This window comes from Amycolatopsis sp. WGS_07, from assembly GCF_045278895.1.
Lineage (GTDB): Bacteria > Actinomycetota > Actinomycetes > Mycobacteriales > Pseudonocardiaceae > Amycolatopsis.
Genome location: NZ_CP136053.1, coordinates 4,525,939 through 4,546,874, shown reverse-complemented (window position 1 = coordinate 4,546,874; position 20,936 = coordinate 4,525,939). Strand labels below are relative to the sequence as shown.

The window sequence follows — 20,936 nt, the reverse complement described above, 5'->3', positions numbered from 1 at the left end:
TCAGTGATGGTGGTGGGCATGCACCACGGCGTGCCCACGGCCGCGGCCGATCATCCACTTGTTGACCGGAACCGTGACCACGAAGGCGATCGCGAGCGACAAGGCCAGCGACAGCCAGAACAATCCGCTCGACAGGCCCGCGTCCATCGCGCCCGGGATCGCCACGACGACCGTGTTGTCGATGACCTCCATGACCGCGATCGACACCGTGTCGGCGGCGAGCGCGACCTTGAAGGCGGCGGCGAACGCGAGGCCCGACTTGAGCACGCCGCGCATGGTGAGGGCGTAGCCGAAGACGAACGCCAGCGCGATGGACAGCACCACGGTGGCCGCGTTGTGCAGGCCGAGCGCGGTGCCGATGACCATGCCGAGCACCTCGCCGATGGCACACCCGGTGAGGCAGTGCAGCGTCGCCTGTGCGGCGGTGGACCAAGACGCTCCGTGCTGGTGTTCGTTCATGCGGCTCACTATACCCCCCAAGGGTATAAATCGCACAAGGTCGCCCGATGTGATGACTGTCGCCCGGGGCCTCCGGCGAATCGGTATAACCGGAAGGGTGGTGATCAACTCGGCGCGCCGCCGCGCCGCCGCATTCGTCCTCGTTCTCCTCCTCGGAAGCTTCCTCAGCGCTCCAGCCGCCAGCGCGCGATCGTCCGCGCTCACATGGGGCGAATGTCCAGCCGGGACACCCCGGCAGGTGTCGTGCGCGAGCCTGCGGGTGCCGCTCGACTACGCGAAGCCGGACGGCGAGCAGATCACCCTCACCGTCTCCGGCATGGGCAGTCTCAGCTCGCCGCACTACCTCTTGGTGAACCCAGGCGGGCCGGGTGCGTCCGGACTCGGCACGGAGAAGCTGGTGTTCAGCCAGCTGCCGCAGGAGGTTGCCCAGCAGTACGCGGTGTTCAGCTTCGATCCGCGCGGAATCGGTTCCAGCACACCGGTTTCGTGCGGCGACACCACGAAGCTCACGCCGCATCCGGCGTCGCCGTACCAAGGCGATCTCCAGCAGGAACGGAACCGCGAGGGCCTGGCCCGGCAGATCGCGGCGCAGTGCGCGGAGAACGGGAAGGGCCTGCTTCCGCACCTCACCACCGAGAACGCCGCGCGGGACATGGATCGGATCCGCGCCGCGCTCGGCAAGGACAAGATCGACTACCTCGGCTATTCGTACGGCACCAAGCTCGGCGCGACGTACGCGACGCTGTTCCCCGCGCACACCGGCCGGATGATCCTGGACAGCGTCGTCGACCCCACGGTCACCACGTATCAAACGCAGTTCCAGCAAAACCCGGCCCTGCAGGCACGGGCCGAGCAGTTGTTCGCCTGGACCGCGGCGCGCGACAGCACGTATCACCTCGGCGCCACCGCGGCCGCGGTGAAGACCGCGTGGAACGAACTGCGCGACAAGCTCGCGGCGCAACCGGCGGACGGCAAGGCCGGAGTGTCCGAATTGGACGATCTGCTGTCGTCCGCGATGTACGGCGACTGGGCCTGGCCGTCGCTGATGCAGGCGGTCGCGAGCCACCGCGGCGGGGATTCCACCGGGCTGGCCATCGCCGCCGGACAGGCCCAGTACGCGGTCGATCCCGGTCAGCTCGCCTACAACTGCGCCGACGCCGGCTGGCCGCGCAACTGGGCGACCTGGCACGCGGACACCGCGAAATCGGCCAAGGCCGCGCCGCTGTTCGCGTGGCTCAACAGCTGGTACAGCGCCCCGTGTGCGTTCTGGCGGGTGCCGCCGTCGCCGGAGGTCCCGATCGGTTCGGTGCACGTGCCGCCGATCCTGCTGCTGCAAGGGAAAGACGATCCGGCGACGCCGCTGGTCGGCGCGCAGCGAATGCACCGGGTGCTGCGCGGTTCGAGCCTGCTCGTCGACGGCGGCGGCAACCACGCGGCCTACCTGAACGAGCCGAACCCGTGCATCGACGGCCCGGCCGCGCACTACCTGCTGACCGGTGAACTGCCCAAGGACGGAACGTGCCCGCCGGGCGGCTCCGAGGCTGCCGTGCCCGGGGGTTGAACTCGCTTCCGTAACCGTTTGGTCGCGTTCGGTTGACCCCCTGCCGTCGCTGGCCCTACCTTCGGCTGCCAGATCACATTGCCGGGGAACGGTGGGGGATGCGAGGGCGGACCAGAACGCTCGTGCCGGGCGCGGCGCTGCTGGCGGCAGCGGCGGTCATGATCGGCAGTTGCTCGCCGGTCATGCCGGACTCGGGCCCGGAGCCCGCGAAGATCGCGTTCGTGCCGAAAATCGGCGGGATCCCGTACTTCGACGCGATGAACGCGGGCGGCATGCTGGCCGCCGAACGGCTCGGGGCGAAGTGGATCACCCGCGCCCCGGCGACAGTCGAACCGGCCGCGCAGACCGCGATCCTGCGGCAGCTCATCGCCGAACGCGTGGACGTCATCGCGGTGGCCCCCAACGATCCGGCCGAGCTGGCCCCGGCGATCGCGGAGGCGCGGGCGAAGGGCATCCACGTGCTCACCGCGGACACCGACGCCGCCGGTTCGCAGCGCGAGGTCTTCGTCAATCAGACGACGGCCGAGGGCATCGGCACCGCGCTGGTCGACTCGCTGATGAAGAAGACCGGCGGCACCGGCGAGTACGCGATCGTCTCGTGCGGACGCGCCGCGGCGAACCTCAACTCGTGGATCGAAGCCGAGAAAGCGTATGCGGCACAACGCTATCCGCACGCGAAGCTGGTCGAGACGGTGTACGCCGACGAGGACACCACCACCGCCACGAAGATGGCGAAGGACATCCTCAACCGGCATCCGAAGCTCACCGGGCTGATCGGCCAGTGCACGACAGCCACGCCGGGCCTCGCGCGAGCGGTGCGTGATCAGCAGAAGATCGGCCAGGTGTTCACCGTCGGCACCGGCACGCCGCAGACGATGAAGCCGTATCTGGTCGACGGTTCCTGCTCCATGACGGTGCTGTGGAACGTCGAATCCCTCGGCTACCTCACCGCCTGGACCGCCGAGCAGCTCGCGACCGGCACCCCGCTCCGGCCCAGCAACAACGTGAGCCCGGAGCTTCCCGCGGTGCGCTACGACGCGGCTACTCAGACGGTCCTGCTCGGTGATCCCCTGCTGATCACGCAGAACAACGTGGATCAGTTCAAGTACTAGCGCACGTCGATGCTCACGGTGAGCGTGCGCGTCCGCGCCGGCAGCTTCGTCATGTCCACCCGCAGGTACTCGCCGTCGTCCTGACGTCCGTTCGGCTGCGTCTTGGCATGCAGCGTGTACGGAGCCGCCGAGTTCGCGACGCCGTCGATGCCGAAGTCGCTGTCGTTGCTGATCACCACGGTGCGGCCGCCGTCGGTCGTCGCGACGCCTTCGATCTTGTCGTGGCCGAAGAAGCCGCCGCTCGGGTCCAGCCCGGTCACCAGTCCGCCGAGGTCGAGGAACAGCTTCTTCGCCACCGGAGTCACCCCGACCTTCGCCAGCGCGTCAGCAGCTTCCGCAGTGGTGGCCTTGCCGACGTACGCCTCGATGCTCTTGCCGCCGTCAACGAGCAGCCCGCCCTTGGCCGCGTCGTAGGTCGCGCCCGGCACCTTCGCCGCCGGGCCGAGGTCGGTCGCCTTGCTCAGGTCGACCTCGAACAGCTTCTTGTACGCACCGGGCTCGGCCTTGCCGTCGCGTTCGTCCACGAGGAACCGGGTCGCCGACAGCGCGGTGATCTCCGAAACCGCGGTGCCGGTCTCGTCCGGGTTGTCGAGCAGGTAGGCGTACTCGTGCGTGGCACGGGTCCGCAGATCGACCGTCACGATCCGCAGCGCGGGGACCTTGCTGGGCTTCTTCGTGAGGTCCGGCTGCTGCAGCGCGGACTGCATGACGCCGACGAGCGTCCGGCCGTCCGGAGTGAGCGCGAGCCCCTCCATGCCCTTGTTCGGCACACGGTTCTTTAGTTCATTAGGCAGTGAACCATTGAACGGAGACAGCCGCTCGATCGCGCGGCCGTCGGCGCGGAAGTGCGTGATGAACGGGCCGTACTCGTCCGACACCCAGAACGTCCCGTCGCGCTGGGCGACGAGCCCTTCGGAGTCGTAACCGTTCGGCGACGCGGGCAGTTTCGCGCCGTTCAGGTCCACGATGGTCTCGCCAGTGTTCGCCACGGTGCTGACCTGGCCGTTGTACGGCGAACCGTCCGCCGCGCGCAGTGGAATATTCCGCTCCAGCACGGCTTTCCCGCCGCGGAGCCGGAACTTGCCGACGGCGGGCGTGAACGACGGGATCGGCTCCACTTTGGACCCGTCCGGCGCGTCGACGTTCGGGCCGCGGTCGGTGAGACCGTAGAACTCGTCGCGCGAACCCGGCACCGGCGTGAGCGCGGAACCGTACCCGCCGCCAGTGATCTTGACGCCCCCGACAGTGCCCAGCGGCGGCAAGGCCGTCGGGTACAGCCGGACCGCGTCGCTGACGGTGTAGGTGAACGTGTCGCGCCCGGTGAACCCGGCGGCAGGCGTGTAGCGGAACGATCCGTCCGGGCCGATGGTCAGCGCACCATGCCCGGGCTCGGTGTGCCGCACGACCGCGCCGTCGCGCTGCGCATCGCCGCGCACCTGCAGCGTGTGCCCGGCCCGCACCCGGTAATAGTCGTCCGGGCGGCCCTTGGCCCCAGCCGGACCCGCAGCGGCCAGTGGCAGCACCAGCACCCCGGCGACCAGCGCGATCTTCACGCGTTTCATCGGTCTCTCCTCCTCCGGCGTCACTTCGACGCCCGACGGAGTCTCGACGGCCGAGTTGGACAACGTCCGTCATCGAGACGACTGCCGCGTTAACGAGCACGCCGTGCCCGAGCCGCTACTGCTCCCGCGCCGACGATCAGCAGCACCGTCGTGATGCCCCAGCGACGCTGCTTCTTGACGTTCTCCCGCGCTTTCGCCGCGCGTTTCTCGACGGTTTTCTGAAGCGGACTCACCCGGGTGGCGCGAGGCGGGTCCGGTGGGCGCGGCATCGGGATCGGCTGGATGATCGCGTCCGGCGCTTGCGGGGCCGGGCTCGGTGTTGGGGTCGGAGCGGGCAGAACCGGACTCGACGACGGCGCCGGAGTCGGAGTCGGCGACGGGGTTGGCGTCGGCGACGGCGTCGGGGTAGGCGTTGGTGTCGGAGTCGGCGAAGGCGCTGGTGAGGACGGCGGGGACGGCGGGGTCGAGGACGGCGCAGGGCTGGCCGAGGTCGACGGCGTCGGAGAAGGCGAGGACGACGACGGCGGGGGTGGCGGCGGAGGAGGCGGGGGTTCCGCCAAACACCCAGCACCGTCGGAAATCGCCAACGGCGGCCCCGTGCTCACCTCGACCGCGACACCGTCGTCCAGCCGGTACGTGACGCTCCGCCCGTCGATCCAGTTCGCCGTCGCGTAGAGCTTGCGGTCCGGCCCGAACACGACCGAACCGTAGATCGCGTCCGGGAACTTCTCCCCCGGCACCTTCGCGACCCGCCCGCTCACCGGGTTCACCGTGACCACCGCACCGTCCGCAGTGGACGAAACCCCGTACAGCAGACCGTCTTCCGGGTTGTACGCGAAATCGTCGACCCCCGAAGCGAGCCACCACGGCCGCAGCAGCAACGGCCCGGTCGCGGTGAGATAGCCAGGGCTGCGCGGGTCAACGTCCACTGTGTACAGACTGGTTCCCTTTTTCACATACCAGGAATTGCCCGACATCGCCCCGGCCGTCGCACCGGTCACCCAGCTCCACACCCCATGGTGCGTGTCGCGGCCGACCGGGCCGAGGTCGGTCAGCTCGCCGTCGGAATCGATCCGCACCGCGTGCCAGCCGTCGTGGAACCGGCCGTTCGCGACGCCGTACGTGACGTCCTGCGCAGCCGAATACGCGATGGCGTTCAGCGCGAAAGGACTGTGGTGCAACAGATGCCGCGCACCGGAGGGCAGCCGCAGCCGCACGATGTCCGACGACGATCCGTCGTGGCTCTCGACCTGCAGCACCCGGCAGGACGTCGCCGCCGCGCGCTGCCGGGCCGGGGCCAGCCAGCCGGACGCGACGAGCAGCCCGGCGACCGCGGCCGCGGCGGCCACCACCGTCAGGTACCGGGAACCCCGCACCGGTCAGCCGAGCCGCGAGATCGCCGCGACGAACGCGTCCGGGTGCACGTTCGCGCTTCCGGCGTAAGGGTTCTGCAATTGGTAAATCGCGTACAGCAGCACGACGATGGTGCCCGCCAGCGTCGACACGATCACCAGGTGGGCGGCCATCCGCGTACCGCCGAAGAGGTTCGGCAGCAGCACCGAGATCACGCTGCCGAGGATGAGCGCGAACCACATCACCGGGCCGACGCTGTCGGTGTCCACGCCGGTCAGCCGCGTCTGGCGGGCCTGGTACACCTGCCAGATCTCGTCGGAGGCCCGCCGCTTGAGTTCGGTCGTCCATTCGTCGCCGCCCGGCGCGGCGGCGATCGCGCGGCGCATCTGGTCGAGCTGGGTCCAGCCGGTGTCCGGAACCGGCCCCTCGACGACAAGCTGCGGCCATTCCCGCTGCGCCACCGTGGTCGCGTACGCGATGGAGAGCCGGCGGACCTGCTCTCCGGCGTCCCCGGGCAGCGCTTGCGCGGACCACGTGGCCGCGACCAGATTGTCCGCCTCGGTGTAGGAACCCTCGCGCGCGGACGAGACCCCGTCGAAGAGCGAGATCAGCACGAACGCGATCAGCACCGCGTGCAACCCGCCGACAATGGTGAACACCTGGCCCGCGGCGTCGTTGTTGTCGCGCCGCCCCTCGTCCCAGCCGAAGCGCCGCACGAGATAGCCGACCGCCGCCGCCGCGATCGCCGCGCCGACGACCCAGAACACCCCGGTCACGTAGACGTTCATCCGGTTCCTTTCGCGCGGGTAAATACGCTGGCCGACGCTATCCAGCCGATTCCGGAACGGACAACGGCGGAACGCGCGATTCAGCCGGGTGGTCGCCCACCGCCATCGCGGTTCGCCGGATCGGAGCAGCGCGCCGGACACGAGTCCCCCGATTGCCATTGCTCGACAAGGGAAAACAGCCCGGATACCGGCCCCCGCGCGCACGACCGGGTTACGGCCGCCGACCCACCGTGACGCATTCCTGATTGCCATGCCGACAACAGCGTCAGTGATGTCCGAAATGCAGCTTCGGCAAACAGGTGAACAGGCCCCGGCTACCCGATCGAGTGATTGTCGGGATCGGACGGCTTGCTATGTTGATGCGCGGCGCCGCTTACGATTCGCATTCCTTCGCCCGCTCCCGGAAAACACTCTCCCGGCGTATTCGACGTTAGGTGGTTCGCAGTGACCGTCCCGTACCCCGCCGCACTGTCCACTTTGGCCGCCGCGCCGAGCGAGGAAGCGGAAGAACGATGACGACGGTGGACGCCCGCACCGGAGCCCGCTCGGTGGCCGAGGTGCTGGACTGGAGCCGGAGCCGCTGGGAACCGGCGATGCGCGCGGCGGTGGACCGGCTGCCCGTGTCGATGCGCCGGATCGCCGGCTACCACCTCGGCTGGTGGGACGAGACGGGAACGCCGACAACCGCGTCCGGCGGCAAGGCCTTGCGCCCGGCGCTGGTCCTGCTGTGCGCGGAGGCCTGCGGCGGAGACCCGGAGGACGCGATCCCGGCCGCGGTGGCCGTCGAACTGGCGCACAACTTCTCCCTGCTGCACGACGACGTCATGGACGGCGACCGCACCCGCCGGCACCGACCCACCGCGTGGACCGTGTTCGGCACCGGACAAGCGGTACTGGCCGGAGACTCCCTGCTCGCCCTAGCGTTCGACGTCCTCTCCGCCGACGGCCCCGCCGCAGCGCGACTCCTGAGCACCGCGGTACTGGACCTGCTCCACGGCCAGCACGAGGACCTGGCCTTCGAACAGCGACCGAACGTCGAAGTAGCCGAGTGCATCCGGATGGCACAGGGCAAAACGGCGGCCCTGCTGAGCGCAGCATGCACGCTAGGCGTACTAGTAGTCGGCGGCCGCGGCGAGCACGTCGAACGCTTCGGCCGATTCGGCCGATCGCTCGGCCTGGCCTTCCAACACGTCGACGACCTGCTAGGCATCTGGGGCGACCCAGCGGTCACCGGAAAGCCGGTGTACTCCGACCTGCGCAGCCGCAAGAAATCACTGCCAGTCGTCGCCGCGCTCACGTCAGGCACCCCCGCCGGACAGGAACTGGCGATGCTGTACCGCCACCCGCTGCCAGACGACTCCCTCGCCAAAACCGCAGCCCTGATCGACGAGGCCGGCGGCCGAACCTGGAGCCACACCCAGGCCGACGAACTGCTCACCGACGCACTCACCGCCCTGACCGCCGCCAACCCAGCCCCGCGCCCCACGGCCGAACTGACCGCACTGGCCCAGCTCATCACCCGCCGAGACCACTGACCCCGCCCCGGACCACCACCCCGGACGACTGCCCGATCCGACCCGCCCCGGGCAGTCGTCCGCCCAGGGCGATCGCCCAACCCGGACAATCGCCCGCTCCGGGCAACCACCCAACCTGGACGACCACCTGCCTCGGGCACTCGCCCGACCACGCAACCGTCCAATCAGGGCGATCGCCCGCCCAGGGCAACCGACCAACCAGGACGACCGCCCGACCCGGGCGACCGACCAACTAGGGCAAACGCCCGGCCTACGCAGCCGTCCGTCCAGGGCAGACGCCCGACCTGGGCAACCGCCCGTCCAGCGCGATCGCCCTGACGACCGTCCAACCCCGGCGACCCACCCCATCAGGGCAGTCGCCCAACCAGGGCGATCGTCCGCCCCGAGCAGACGCCCACCCCAGAGCCCACCAAACCAGGGCAACCGCCCGACCCGGACGACCGTCCGCCCAGAGCAACCGCCCAACTCAAGCAACCACCCACCAGAGCAGTCGCCCGCCCAGAACGATCCCCCACCCAGCGCGACCGCCCGCCCCGGGCAACCGACCTGGACGACCGGCCAGGGCAACCGCCCGACCCAGGCAACCACCTACCAAGGCAGTCGCCCACCCAGAACGATCGCCCGCCCAGGGCACCCGCTCGGAGCCCACCCCACAGCAACCCCTAGCGCACCCGGGCAACCGCCCCAACCCCGCATCGGCTCGCACACACCGGCCCCACCACGGCCCCCGTCCCACATCCAGCGCACCCCACGCCACCGCGGACCGGCACCGCCCCGAACCATCACCGCCCCGGGCGGCTCAACCCGTCATCCCCCGCACCTCGGGAAAGCACCACCTCGTCGGTATGCGCGAGCGCTTCCTTCCCTCGCTGAGCAGACGGCTCGGTCGTCAAGTCACGCAACCGAATCGGCGGCCCAAGGTCGATCAACGTAGGCACGTACTCGGCCTTGTCCACCGCCCACTTCCCACCGGCACGGCTGAACCGGAACCGAGCCGCGACCCCTTCCTCGGTGGACCCGCGAGGTTCGTCATGCCGCGCGACCTCATTGCCCAGCCCGAACGCCACCCACTTCCCGCCGACCTTCTGGAACGGCTGCACCACATGCGCGTGATGCCCGACGATCAGATCGAGATCCGGCGACGCCGTCAGCTTCTGCGCCAACTGCTTCTGCTCAGCAGTCACGTCATGCTGATACTCGACGCCCCAATGCAGGCTCGCGATCACGACCTCCGCGCCGGCCGCCTTCGCCTCGCGCGCCGCGCCGAGGATCTCGTCGGGGTCGATTTCGTTGGCCAGCCACGGTTTCCCGGCCGGCCGCTTGATCCCGTTGAACCCGAACGAATACGACAGCTGCGCGACCTTCACCCCGTGCACGTCCAGGATCAGCGGTTTCCCCGCTTCCTCGGCCGAACGCGCCGAGCCGGTGTGCTTGAGCCCAGTCTGGTCAAGCGCGTCCAACGTGCGCTGGACACCCGCCGCGCCCTGGTCGAGCGTGTGGTTAGAAGCGGTGGAACAGGTGTCGTATCCGGTGTCCTTCAAGGCGTCCGCGATCTCCGGCGGCGCGCTGAACGACGGATACCCGCTGTACGGCCCGCCTTTCGGCGCGAGCGGCGTTTCGAGGTGGCAGATCCCCAGATCCGCGCCGGACACGAGCGGTTTGACCCCGGCGAACAACTGCCGGTAGTCGATCTTCCCGCCGCCGTCCGCCTCGGCCTGTTCGGTGAGCCGCGGGTGGATCAGCACGTCCCCGGTCGCCACCACGGTGAACGAATCCGGTGCGGCAGAAGACGGCCCAGCCGACTGCGGTCCGTTCCGCTGCGGGGCGGCTTCGCTCCCACACGCCGTCAGCATCAGCGCGACCCCGGCGAGGGCGGCGGCGCGGCGCATGTTGGTCATGATCATCCCCTTTGCCCGACTGCCCGGCACATCCTTCCTCATCACTCTTGTGGGTTAACACCCCGGTCGTGACCAGGCAAAATGCTCAGGCTAGGCAGTCGGAGGGCTGTCCGCGAGTCAGCGCCGGATCGGTCTGGTCGAACGTCCGCGCGACCCCCGGACCCGACGTCCGGGTCTCGAACCGCACCGTCACCCGGCCGTGTCCCGCGCCTTGCACCCAGCCCGTGCCGTACTCGGCGTGCACCACGTCGTCGCCCGGACGCCACCCCGAAGACGACACCGGCGCGTTGCCGCCCGGTGACGGAGCAGAAGTGACCACCGGCTCCTCAGTCGCGGCAGGCACGGTCAAGCTGAACAACGCGTCCTGATGCGGCACCGAAAGCCCGCTGAACGCGACTCCCGCCAACCGCACTCCGCCGAATTCCTGTGGGTCGAGCAGCAGCCGTTCCGCAGTAGCCGCAAGCTGTTCGAGATCGTCGGTAGGCGACGCGGTGGTTTCGGAACGGGTGACTGTGCTCATGTCCGTATGCCGCAGCTTGATCACCACCGTGCGCGCGACGCGGCCTGCTTTCACCAGCCGAGCGTGCGCGCCAGCAGCGATTTTCCGTACCTCCGCCCGCAACCGGACGAGGTCGACCACATCGACGTCGAACGTCGTCTCCGCGCTCACCTGCTTGGCTTCGCCCCGTTCCGCGACCGGCCGGTCGTCGAACCCGCTCGCCAGCCGCCTCAGGTCGCGGCCGACCACGCCGCCGAGCGTCGACACCGCGTCCGGCTCCGGCAACGCCGCCAACTCGCCCAAGGTGAGAACGCCGATCGCGCGCAGTTTTCCTTCCGCCACCGGCCCGATCCCCCACAACGCGCGTACCGGCAGCGGAGCCAGGAACTCGCGCTCGGTCCCCGGCGGCACGACGAGCAGACCGTCCGGCTTCGCGCGATCCGAACCGATTTTCGCGACCTGCTTGCCGGTTCCCGCCCCGATGGACGCAGTCAGCCCCGTCTCCGAACGGATCCGCGCCCGCAGATTCTCGGCCCACTCCGTCACCTGCTCGACCGACGCGCCAGCCAGCGCGGGCGGTTCCGCGAACGCCTCGTCGAGCGAAATGCGTTCCAGCACCGGCGCGACTTCACTGACGACGTCGAAGACCTGCTTGCTCAGCACCTCGTACAACCGGAACCGCGGCGGGAGCACCACACCGCCAGCCGGAAGCAGCCGACGTGCCTGAGACATCGGCATCGCCGAACGCACGCCGTACTCGCGGGATTCGTAACTCGCCCCGGCGACGACTCCGCGGTGCCCGGTCCCGCCGACCACCACCGCTCGCCCGCGCAGCGTCGGCCGGGTGAGTTGTTCGGCGGAGGCGTAGAACGCGTCGAGGTCCAGGTGCACGACCCAGCGAGACATGTCAGGTTCCAGCGTCCAGGAGCCGCTGCAACGCCTTGGTGTAGCTCTCGAACGCGGCCCGGCCCTTGCTGGTGAGCCGCACCAGCGTGACCGGCGTGCGGTGTTCGTAGGCCTTGGTGATCTCGACGTACTCGGCGTCTTCGAGTTTGCGCAGATGCGTGGAGAGGTTGCCCGCGGTCATCTCCAGCAACTGCTGCAGCCGGGGGAAGGTGATCTGGTCGGCGGGACGCAGTCCGGCGAGCGCGACCGTGACGCGCAACCGCGCCTGGGCGTGGATGACAGGGTCGAGTTCCGGCAGGTCAGTCACGGGGCCGCACCACGTAGACCAGCGCGGCGACCGCGAACCCGCCGCCGCCGGCGAGCGAGAGGACGAGGAAGTTGCCCGGTACGCCGGCCAGGACGCTCGCCCCGCTGCACGCGATGATCCAGCCGCCGAGGAAGTACTGCCGCAGGTCCTGCCACAGCGTCCCGCCCGCGAGGTAGAGCGCGCCGGTGAGCAGCAGCGACGTACCCGACCACAGCAGCGGCACGAGATCCGAGCCCGGCGGGAGGAGCCGGGTGAAGTGGATGTCGATCAGGAACATCCCGGCGTACGAGATCATCCACGCCCAGCCGTACATCGCGCCGATCCGCCGCGACGGCCCGCGGATGCCGCGGCCGCCTTTGCTGCCGTGCCAAGCGGAGTAGACGATCGCGCCCGCCATGAGCACCGCGACGACGATTCCCGCGACCCAGCCGGGCAGCAGCGCCGCGGTCTGATCGTCCGAGAGATAGACGAGTCCCCAGCCGACGAGCCAGGTGAACGCCCAGACGCCGAACAGACGCGCGGGGCTGACTCGCAGCTCCCGGCGCGTCCGTTCGTTCTGCCGGGCGATGAGTTCGAGCGATTCGGCTGCGGACAGCGGCTCGCCTTCGTCCTCGACGGGGTCCCCCGCGTCGTTGTTCACCCCGGACCGCCCTTCCCCCGTACTGACCCCGCGCTCAGCACGGAAGCTAACACGTCACGCGACCTTCACCGGGCCCAGCCGGAACCGCCGCATCACCACGAGCGCGGGCACGACCAGCCACGCCGCCAGCACCCCGGCCGCCAGCCCCAGCCCGCCTCCGTGATCCACCGGAAGCGTGCCGACCCGGCCGAGCCAGTACGTCGGGAAGAAGTGCGCGAGCGTGGCCATCCATTCCGGCAAGATCGACAGCGGCATCCACAGCCCGCCGAACACACCGAGCGGGAGCATCAGCGCGCCGGTCATCGCACCGACCGTGTCGCCCTTGCCGAACAGTCCGAGCAGCAGCCCGAGCACCGCGAACGGCAACGCGCCCAGCCACAACGCAACCCCGCTGAGCAGCCACTGCGCCGCAGTGAGGTCCACCCCGCGCAGCGCGCCAGCCACGAAGATCACCAGCACGACCGGCAACGCCATCGCCATCGAGGACGCGATCTTCACCAGGAGGTAGCCCGGCCCGCGCATCGGTGTGAGCCGAAGCTGCCGCTGCCAGCCGTCAGTCCGTTCAGTCGCGACACGGGTGCCGGTGAACAACGCACCGCTCATCGCGCCGTACGCGCCCATGTTGATCATCGTGGTGACGCTCGTCTTGATGCCGTCCGCGCCGACCTGGTCGCCGAAGAGCCCGCCGAACAGCAGAAACATCCCGAGCGGAACCACGATGGTGAACAGCGCGAACTGCGGGCTGCGGACGATCCGCAGGATCTCCAGCCGGAGGTAGACGAGGTTCATCGGAGCGCTCCCTGCGGTTCGTCGGAGGTGAGGGCGAGGAACGCTTCCTCCAGCCCCGCGGACGTGATCTCGATCGAGCTGGCGTGCGGAAACGCCGTGAGCAACGCCCGGATCGCCAGATCGGAATCCGTGCAGTCCAGCTCTGTACGATCGCCCTGTACGTGTGCCCTGGCCACCCCGTCCAGCATCGCCAAGGCTTCCGGACGGGCACCCTGTACGACTGCCCTGATCACTCGCCCGGACACATTCGCGCGCACCTCGTCGACCGCGCCGTCCGCGACGACCTTCCCGTGCCGCATCAACACGACGCGGTCCGCGAAGTCCTCGGCCTCAGCGAGGTAATGCGTCGCGAAGAGAACGGTGCGCCCAGTCGCGGTGAACTCGTGCATCGACGCCCAGAACTCGCGCCGGGCGTCGACGTCCAGCGCCGCCGTCGGCTCGTCCAGGATCAACAGCTCCGGGTCGCCGGTGAGCGCGAGCGCGTACCGGACCCGCTGAAGCTGCCCGCCGGACAACTTGCCGCACCGCCGCTTCGCGAACTCCCCGATGCCAGCCCGGTCATAGATCTCCTTGACCGCCAACGGGTTCCGGAACATCGACCGATGCAGCTCGACCAGTTCGGCGGGCGTGACGTCCCGCAGCAGGAACCCGTTCTGGATCATCGCCGCGAGCCGCCCGGAGTCGAGCGCCGCCCGCGGAGCGCCGCCGAACACCTGGACACTCCCCTCGTCCGGTGCGGCGAGCCCGAGCAGCATGTCGATCGTGGTCGACTTGCCCGCGCCGTTCGGCCCCAGCAGCGCGACGACCTCGCCGCGCCGGACCGTCAAGGACACGCCGTCGACCGCGCGGACCTGCTTGAACTGCTTGACCAGGCCAGTCAGCCTGAACGCTTCTGTCATCTCTTCCCCCAGTGCTTCGCCGTCCTGAACTTTGTAACACAAAGTCCACGGCAGTGGAAACCAGTGGGTGCTGCGAAGTGGTTCACAACGGCGAGCCCGCCCGGCCACACCCGGTGAAATCCGGTTGCTCCCCGCGACCGGCCGCACTACCGTCCCGGCACATGACGATCTTCGCCCGCTGCCGCCTGTCCTGATCCCGGCACGACCTTCCGGGCCGCCCGCCGCCGGGCAGCCCCTTCCTCGCGTGCCGGACCGCCATCCTGTCCGGAAAGGACACTCCCGCCTCATGGGCAAGCACATCGTCGTGGTCGGCTGTTCCGCGCCCAGCCACGTCTATCCCTCGCTGGGCATCATCCGCGAACTGGTGCGACGCGGGCACCGGGTCAGCTACGTCGTGGGCGAACCGCTCGCCGAACTGGTCGAAGCGACCGGCGCGAACGTCGTCGCGCACCCCACGATCTTCCCGGTCGGCCCGGACGCGGAATGGCCGGAAGACCCGGCCGAAGCGATGCGCGTCTTCCTCGACGAGGCCGTCGCGATCCACCTGCGGCTGGTCGAAACCTTCGACCAGGACCGGCCGGACCTGGTGCTTTACGACATCGGCGGCCTCGGCGCCCCGCTGCTCGGCCTCCGCTACGACGTGCCGGCCGTGCAGCTCTCCCCCACCTACGTGGCGTGGGACGGCTACGAGGAAGAACTCGCCGACGTCCTCAAGCCGATCCGCACGTCACCGTCCGGAGTGGACTACGACCGGGCATTCACCGAGTGGCTGAAGGAAAACGGGGTCGACGAAGACGCCTGGACCTGGCTCGCGCGTCCGGTGCCGATCCTGTCGCTGATCCCGCGCGCGATGCAGCCGAACGCCGACCGCGTGCCGGCGGACCGCGTCCAGTTCGTCGGCCCGTGCCTCGACCCGGCGCGAGCCGCCGAGCACTGGACGCCGCCGTCCGACGGGAAACCCGTACTGCTCGTATCGTTCGGCACCGCGTACAACGACCAGCTCGACATCTACCGGCACTGCATCACCGAATTCGAGGACTGGCACGTCGTGCTCTCGATCGGCAAGCACGTGTCGAAGGACGATCTCGGCCCGCTGCCGGAGTCGGTCGAGGCGCACGAAACGGTGCCACAGCTGGCCATTCTCGACGTCGCGTCCGCCTTCATCACGCACGCCGGCATGGGCGGCTGCACGGAATCCCTGTGGTACGGCGTCCCGACGGTCGCCATCCCGCAGGCCGTCGACCAGTTCGGCAATGCCGCGCAACTGGAGGCGCTCGGGGTCGGCAAGCACCTGCCGGCCGATCAGGTGACCGCCAAGTCCCTCCGCGAAGCTGTCGACGCGGTCAGCGGTTCGCCGGAGGTCGCCGCGCGGCTGGCCGAACTGCGCGCGGAAATCCGGGCCAACGGTGGTATCACCGCGGCCACGGACGCGGTGGAGAAGTTCCTGAAATAAGCGCGAGGAGCACATCGCGGTCGAACCATGCGCCGCCGGTGTGTTCCTGGTGCAGGTAAGCACTGACCGCCCGGGCCTGACAGCATCGCGCTGTCAGGCCCGGATCTGTCTGTGCGGCCTGGGAAAACCGGGTGATCAACGCGGTCAGGTCATACGCCCGTTTTATTCTCGCGACCACGGTGAACGCGTCGAACGCCGCCGTCCCACGCCACCCGACCGGGTCAATCGTCAGCCACGGTTCCCGCCGCGCCCGCAGCACGTTCCCGAAATGCAGATCACCGTGCAGCATCGTGCCGGTCTGATCGTCGGCGAGATGCGCGATCAGCTCACGCGCCTGATCAACCTCTCGCTCCGGCAATAACCCTGGCACCGCCTGCTGATCCAACTGCGCGAGCCACGGCCCGGCTGTCGAAGCAAGCGACCGCGCCCCGGCCGGTGCGGGCACCGCCAGCCGGCGGGCCAGCTCGCCCGCGATCTCGGTCGCTTCCTCCGCTCGCACTGTCTCCAGCGTCGCCGGACCAGCGCGTTCGAGCAAAAGCGTGCTGCTGTCCGCGGAGGAGGCCAGCAGCCGCACCGCCCCGGCACCGCCGAAACGCTCCAACGCCGCCGCTTCCGCCGCACAATGCTGATGGGGAAACGAAATCTTGAGCACGGCCGCCTGCCCAGGGCATTCGACCGGCAACACCAGCGCCGTCTCCCCATGCAACGGAGAGCCAGCGACCTGGCACCGCCACCGCGCGCAAGCCGCCGCGACCAGCTCAGGCAGTTCCCGCAGCCAAGCTTCTCCCGCGGCGCCCTCACGCCGCCGCACCGCCGCCGCCAGCCCGGCCGGTACGACGACGCGCATCAGGCCCGGATCTCGTTGAGGTAGTTGTAAATCGTGTACCGAGTCACCTCGAGCTGGCCTGCCAGATGGTCCACCGCGTCCTTGATCAGGAAGTACCCGGCCTCGTCCAGTTCCCGGACGACCGCCGATTTGTGCCGCTTCTTCATCAGCTCGACCGGGATCCCGGACTTCCCGATCGCCCGCCCGACGAGGAACCGCTGCAGGCTGTCGACGTCCGGCAGGAACGTCTCCTCCCGCCGTTCCTCGGACGGCTGCGCTGCCGCCGGCAGTTCGCTGTTCACGCACAGGCAGCCGATCGCCGTGCCCTCGGCGTCGCGCAGGAACAACGTGGACGACCGGATCTCGCGGCCGTCCGGACTGTGCGTGCGGTAGTTGGTCAGGTCCTGCGTCGTGCCGCGGCGGACGAGCCCGAGCAGCAGATCCGTCATCGGCCCCCCGACCGAGCGGCCGGTGAGTTCGCCCGCGATCGCGACGATCGAATCCGGCAGCCGCGACAGGTCGTGCAGCAGCACCTCGTTGCCCGGCCCGAGCATCGCGGCCAGACCGTCCACCGCCGGGATCAACGCGGTGAGCAGTTCGTGCGTGGCCGCGCCCGAAGCCGACGAGACCGGCACGACCCGGCGAGGCCGCAGCAGCGTCTCCAACGCATCCCGCACCAGGTCGGCGGCCGCCGCCGGAGTGGACGCGTGCGGCGACAATCGGACATGCTCCGGACGCACCGTCGCCGCGATCCCCGCCGCCGTCAACGCCGCCCCGACCTGTTCCGCCGGTTTGCCGGGCAGCGAAAACGCGAGGATCCCGGCCCGCCGCTCGGTCGCCGACACGATCTCCGCGCCGAACGAGCGCAGCACGTCCTCCAGCTCGCCGACGCGTTCGCCGATCCGGTCCGCGATCGCCGCGACGCCGGTTTCCTCGACCAGTTCGAGCGCCGCCGCGAACGCGCCGGACGTGACCGGGCTGAGGTTCGAGATCGACCAGCTCGCCGCGGTCGGGTCGGCCGGGTGGATCTCGTTGTCGAACAAGCCCGGGTCACGCGCGCCGGTCCAGCCGGACAGGATCGGGTCCATGCGCGCCAGCGCCCGGTCGGACAGCACCGCAAATCCGGTGCCCCAGCCTGCCCGCAGCCACTTCTGCCCGCCGACGACGAGCACGTCAGCGACCTCCCACGGCGCGTCCACGACCCCGAAGCCCTGGATCCCGTCGACCACCAGCAGCCGGTCGCCCACGACCTCGCGCAAGGCGGCGAGGTCAGCACGGTAGCCAGTGCGGAAGTCGACCGCGCTCACCGAAACCACCGACGTATCCGGCGTGAGCGCTTCCGCGAGACGGTCAGCAGTGACATAACCGCCCTCCAGCCGCCGCATCCGTACTCTGCCCGCTTGCTCGGCGCGTGCCCATGGATACGTGTTGGCCGGGAACTCCGCGGCCGACACGAGCACTTCGCCGTGGCTGTTGAATGCCGCTTGGAACAGGCCAAGGCTGGTGTGCGGGAGCAATACGGTGTGGTCGGTGTCGCTGCCGCAGAGCCGCGCGGCCGCCGCTTTCGCCCGGATCTCCTGCCGCATCAGCTCGTCCACAGTGGACGGACCGGCCTTGGTCGTCGCCTCGAGCAGCCGCGCGGTGGTGTCGAGCACGGCGTGCGACGGCGGTCCGAACCGCGCGAAGTCCAGGTAACCGGCGGGTTCGTCGAACTGGAGGAGGTACCGGGGCGGGATCCGGGTCACGAGAGGACCCGCGCGAGGAACTGCCGCGTGCGCTCGTGGTCCGGCTCTTTCAGCACCCGCTCCGGAGGCCCGGTTTCGACCACCGCGCCGTCGGCGAGGAACACCACCTCGTCGGCGGCCTCCGCGGCGAAGGCCATCTCGTGCGTCACGACCACCATCGTCATTCCCTCCCGAGCCAACGTACCCATCACCGCGAGCACCTCCCCGACCAGTTCGGGGTCCAAAGCGGACGTCGGCTCGTCGAACAGCATCAGTTTCGGCTTCATCGCCAGCGACCGGGCGATCGCGACGCGCTGCTGCTGCCCGCCGGACAGTTGCCCTGGGTAAGCGCCCGCTCGGTCCGCGAGCCCGACCCGGTCCAGCAGGTCCAGCGCCTCTTCGCGCGCCCGCCCCGGATCGATGCCGAGCACCCGCACCGGCCCCTCGACCACGTTCTCCAGCGCCGTCCGGTGCCCGAACAGATTGAACCGCTGGAAGACCATGCCGATGTCGCGACGCTGCCGGGCGACGTCCTTCTCCCGCAGTTCGTACAGCTTGCCGCCGCGCAGTTTGAATCCGATCGGCTCGCCGTCGACCCAGACCTGGCCGCCGTCGATCGTCTCGAGGTGGTTGAGGCAGCGCAGAAACGTGCTCTTCCCGGCACCGGACGGTCCGAGCAAGCACACGACTTGTCCTTTGTAGACCTCCAGGTCGATGCCCTTGAGCACCTCGGTGTGCCCGTAGTTCTTGCGCACCCCGACAGCCTTCAGCAGCGGCTCAGACACGCGCATCCCTCACTAGCGGCATCCCCTTGAGCGCCTTCCCGACCCGTGCGGCCGGACTCCGGTCAGCCGCCCCGAACGATCGTTCAAGGTAGTGCTGGCCGACGCCGGCCACGGTGACCACGACCATGTACCAGATCGCCGCCGCGATCAGCGTCTCCATCACGAGCAGGTTGTTGGACGAGATGTTGTTGGCCGCGTGGATCAGCTCGGTCACGCCGATCACCGACGCCATCGACGTGCCCTTGAGCATGTTGATGAAGTCGTTGCCGGTCGGCGGGATGATCACGCGCATGGCCTGCGGAAGCACAACCCGGCGCAGCGTCGCACCGGGCGTCATGCCGATGGACTTCGCCGCCTCGGTCTGTCCGGAGTCCACACTGGTCAACCCAGCGCGGACGATCTCCGCCATGTACGCGCTCTCGTTCAGCGCGAGCCCGAGCAACGCCGCAGTGAACGCGCTGATCAGCACGTTCGTCGGCTCGTGGACGAGGTAGCCGCCGAAGGGCATCGGGATCGAGATAGTCGGGAAGATCAGCGCCAGGTTGTACCAAAGGAGAATCTGCAGCAGAACCGGGAGCCCGCGGAACAACCAGATGTAAGCCGCCGCGAACCACTTCGCGACCGGGTTGGCGCTGAGCCGCAGCAACGCGATCAGGATGCCGAGCACGATCGCGATCGCCTGCGCGATCACCGCCAGCACGACGGTGTTGAGCAGTCCGAGCGCCATCACTCGGTAGAAGACGAAGTCGGGCACCGAGCCCCACTCGATCTGCGCCTGCGCGAGCGCGAAGCCCAGCAGCACCAGCAGCGCGACGATCACCGCCGCACTGACCCAGCGACCCCAATGCCGCAATCGGACAATCGGCAGCGGTTCAGCTTCCGCCATTGACGGCCGCCTCCTTCACCGCACCCTGCTCGACGCCCCAGGACTGCAGGATCTTGCCGTAGGTCCCGTCAGCGACGAGCGACTGCAACGCCTGTTTGACCGCGTCACGCAGCTTCGCGTTGTTCTTGGCGAAGCCCATCCCGTACGGCCCGCCCTCAAGCGGCTGGCTAGGCACGACCTCGAAGAACTTGCCGTCGCCCGCAGTGCGCGAGATGTAAACCGCGCTCGGCAGGTCATTGAGGATCGCCGCGACACGACCAGTGCGCAGTTGGTTTTGGTTCTGGTTGTCGCTGTCGGTCGCCGTGACCGTGATCGCCGGCTTGCCCGCCTGCGTGCATTTCGCGCTCTGCGCGGTGGCGAACTTCTGGTGACTGGTGCCCTGTACGACTGCCACGTTCTTGCCGCACAACGTGTCCGGCCCGGTGATGCCGTCCGGATTGCCCTTGCGGATCATGATCGTGATCCCGGAGGAGAAGTAGTCGACGAAGTCGATCTGCTGCTGGCGTTCCTTGGTGTCGTTCATCGCCGCCATGGTCAGATCGACGCGGCCGGACTGGAGACTCGTGATGAGCGACCCGAACGCCAGGTCCTGGTAAGCGACGGTCACCCCGAGCTTCGCCCCGACCGCCTTGGCCAGGTCGACCTCGTACCCGATCGGCGTTTTGCCGTCCGAGGCGTAGAAATTGTTCGGCGCGGACTGGATGTTGGACGCCAACCGCAACGTCTTGGCCTGCCCGACAGCCGGCGGCAACGCCTGCACGAGTTGCGGATCAGCCTTGATCGCCCCGAGCAACGCACTGTTGTCCGGGACAGCGCCCGGTTTCTGCTGCTGCCCGCCGCCGGCCCCGTCGGGACCTCCTCCGCAGGCAGCAGCGAACACGAGCAGACCGCCCAGCAGCGCGGCCTGCCAGGCACGAGAACGAAGCGACGACATGCGGACCCTCCAGGACGTCG

General features: G+C 69.2%; 19 protein-coding genes. 4 read left to right on the top strand and 15 right to left on the bottom strand.

Going from position 1 to position 20,936, the window contains the following annotated elements:
• Nucleotides 1-459 carry a DUF4396 domain-containing protein gene (locus RPX00_RS21550; protein ID WP_406641868.1) on the bottom strand — a complete coding sequence of 153 codons (459 nt, stop codon included), beginning with the start codon at nucleotides 457-459 and terminating at the stop codon, nucleotides 1-3.
• Between the two features lie 238 nt (nucleotides 460-697).
• Between RPX00_RS21550 and RPX00_RS21545 the strand changes: the two genes are divergently transcribed.
• A complete protein-coding gene (locus RPX00_RS21545; RefSeq protein WP_406641867.1) occupies nucleotides 698-2,020 on the top strand; it encodes an alpha/beta hydrolase in 1,323 nt (440 codons plus the stop codon).
• Between the two features lie 98 nt (nucleotides 2,021-2,118).
• Entirely contained in the window at nucleotides 2,119-3,132 is a 1,014-nt protein-coding gene (locus tag RPX00_RS21540; protein WP_406641865.1) for an autoinducer 2 ABC transporter substrate-binding protein, read from the top strand.
• Here the strand turns inward: RPX00_RS21540 and RPX00_RS21535 are convergent.
• From RPX00_RS21535 to RPX00_RS21525, 3 genes are all read right to left on the bottom strand, one after another.
• Nucleotides 3,129-4,694, bottom strand: coding sequence for an esterase-like activity of phytase family protein (locus RPX00_RS21535; RefSeq protein ID WP_406641864.1), 1,566 nt, complete (start codon nucleotides 4,692-4,694; stop codon nucleotides 3,129-3,131). The genes RPX00_RS21540 and RPX00_RS21535 overlap by 4 nt on opposite strands.
• A gap of 89 nt (nucleotides 4,695-4,783) precedes the next feature.
• Nucleotides 4,784-6,070 carry a DUF6923 family protein gene (locus RPX00_RS21530; RefSeq protein ID WP_406641863.1) on the bottom strand — a complete coding sequence of 429 codons (1,287 nt, stop codon included), beginning with the start codon at nucleotides 6,068-6,070 and terminating at the stop codon, nucleotides 4,784-4,786.
• Nucleotides 6,071-6,073: 3 nt separating this feature from the next.
• A complete protein-coding gene (locus RPX00_RS21525) occupies nucleotides 6,074-6,835 on the bottom strand; it encodes a hypothetical protein (RefSeq protein ID WP_406641861.1) in 762 nt (253 codons plus the stop codon).
• Nucleotides 6,836-7,347: 512 nt separating this feature from the next.
• Here RPX00_RS21525 and RPX00_RS21520 point away from each other — a divergent pair.
• Nucleotides 7,348-8,370 (top strand): family 2 encapsulin nanocompartment cargo protein polyprenyl transferase, encoded by a 1,023-nt coding sequence (locus RPX00_RS21520; protein ID WP_406641859.1) that lies wholly within the window; start codon nucleotides 7,348-7,350, stop codon nucleotides 8,368-8,370.
• Nucleotides 8,371-9,152: 782 nt separating this feature from the next.
• Here the strand turns inward: RPX00_RS21520 and RPX00_RS21515 are convergent.
• The 6 genes from RPX00_RS21515 to RPX00_RS21490 all read right to left on the bottom strand — a co-directional run bounded on the left by RPX00_RS21515 (nucleotide 9,153) and on the right by RPX00_RS21490 (nucleotide 14,308).
• Nucleotides 9,153-10,274 (bottom strand): CapA family protein, encoded by a 1,122-nt coding sequence (locus RPX00_RS21515; protein WP_406641857.1) that lies wholly within the window; start codon nucleotides 10,272-10,274, stop codon nucleotides 9,153-9,155.
• 79 nt (nucleotides 10,275-10,353) lie between these two features.
• Entirely contained in the window at nucleotides 10,354-11,673 is a 1,320-nt protein-coding gene (locus RPX00_RS21510) for a DNA polymerase IV (RefSeq protein ID WP_406641855.1), read from the bottom strand.
• 1 nt (nucleotide 11,674) lies between these two features.
• Nucleotides 11,675-11,980: a winged helix-turn-helix domain-containing protein gene (locus RPX00_RS21505; RefSeq protein WP_378310458.1), complete on the bottom strand. Its 306-nt coding sequence runs from the start codon at nucleotides 11,978-11,980 to the stop codon at nucleotides 11,675-11,677.
• Nucleotides 11,973-12,620 carry a hypothetical protein gene (locus RPX00_RS21500; protein ID WP_406641853.1) on the bottom strand — a complete coding sequence of 216 codons (648 nt, stop codon included), beginning with the start codon at nucleotides 12,618-12,620 and terminating at the stop codon, nucleotides 11,973-11,975. Before RPX00_RS21500 ends, RPX00_RS21505 begins: the two co-directional genes overlap by 8 nt.
• A 54-nt stretch (nucleotides 12,621-12,674) precedes the next feature.
• Complete coding sequence (locus tag RPX00_RS21495) at nucleotides 12,675-13,409, bottom strand: ABC transporter permease (protein WP_406641851.1); 735 nt, start codon at nucleotides 13,407-13,409, stop codon at nucleotides 12,675-12,677.
• Nucleotides 13,406-14,308 (bottom strand): ABC transporter ATP-binding protein, encoded by a 903-nt coding sequence (locus RPX00_RS21490; protein ID WP_406641849.1) that lies wholly within the window; start codon nucleotides 14,306-14,308, stop codon nucleotides 13,406-13,408. Before RPX00_RS21490 ends, RPX00_RS21495 begins: the two co-directional genes overlap by 4 nt.
• A 286-nt stretch (nucleotides 14,309-14,594) precedes the next feature.
• Here RPX00_RS21490 and RPX00_RS21485 point away from each other — a divergent pair, with 286 nt between their 5' ends.
• On the top strand, nucleotides 14,595-15,761 hold the full coding sequence (locus tag RPX00_RS21485; RefSeq protein WP_406641847.1) for a macrolide family glycosyltransferase: 1,167 nt from the start codon (nucleotides 14,595-14,597) through the stop codon (nucleotides 15,759-15,761).
• On the opposite strand, the gene RPX00_RS21480 is transcribed toward RPX00_RS21485, so the two are convergent.
• From RPX00_RS21480 to RPX00_RS21460, 5 genes are read right to left on the bottom strand one after another with little or no spacing between them, the layout of a single operon-like run.
• Nucleotides 15,721-16,608 carry an aminoglycoside phosphotransferase family protein gene (locus RPX00_RS21480; protein WP_406641845.1) on the bottom strand — a complete coding sequence of 296 codons (888 nt, stop codon included), beginning with the start codon at nucleotides 16,606-16,608 and terminating at the stop codon, nucleotides 15,721-15,723. The genes RPX00_RS21485 and RPX00_RS21480 overlap by 41 nt on opposite strands.
• Nucleotides 16,608-18,332, bottom strand: a complete 1,725-nt coding sequence (locus RPX00_RS21475; RefSeq protein ID WP_406641844.1) for an aminotransferase class V-fold PLP-dependent enzyme — start codon at nucleotides 18,330-18,332, stop codon at nucleotides 16,608-16,610. Before RPX00_RS21475 ends, RPX00_RS21480 begins: the two co-directional genes overlap by 1 nt.
• Complete coding sequence (locus RPX00_RS21470) at nucleotides 18,329-19,096, bottom strand: amino acid ABC transporter ATP-binding protein (RefSeq protein ID WP_406641842.1); 768 nt, start codon at nucleotides 19,094-19,096, stop codon at nucleotides 18,329-18,331. The genes RPX00_RS21475 and RPX00_RS21470 overlap by 4 nt, the downstream gene beginning before the upstream one ends.
• Nucleotides 19,089-19,982 (bottom strand): amino acid ABC transporter permease, encoded by an 894-nt coding sequence (locus RPX00_RS21465; RefSeq protein ID WP_406641840.1) that lies wholly within the window; start codon nucleotides 19,980-19,982, stop codon nucleotides 19,089-19,091. The genes RPX00_RS21470 and RPX00_RS21465 overlap by 8 nt, the downstream gene beginning before the upstream one ends.
• Nucleotides 19,969-20,916, bottom strand: a complete 948-nt coding sequence (locus RPX00_RS21460; RefSeq protein WP_406641839.1) for an ABC transporter substrate-binding protein — start codon at nucleotides 20,914-20,916, stop codon at nucleotides 19,969-19,971. The genes RPX00_RS21465 and RPX00_RS21460 overlap by 14 nt, the downstream gene beginning before the upstream one ends.
• Nucleotides 20,917-20,936: the final 20 nt, after the last annotated feature.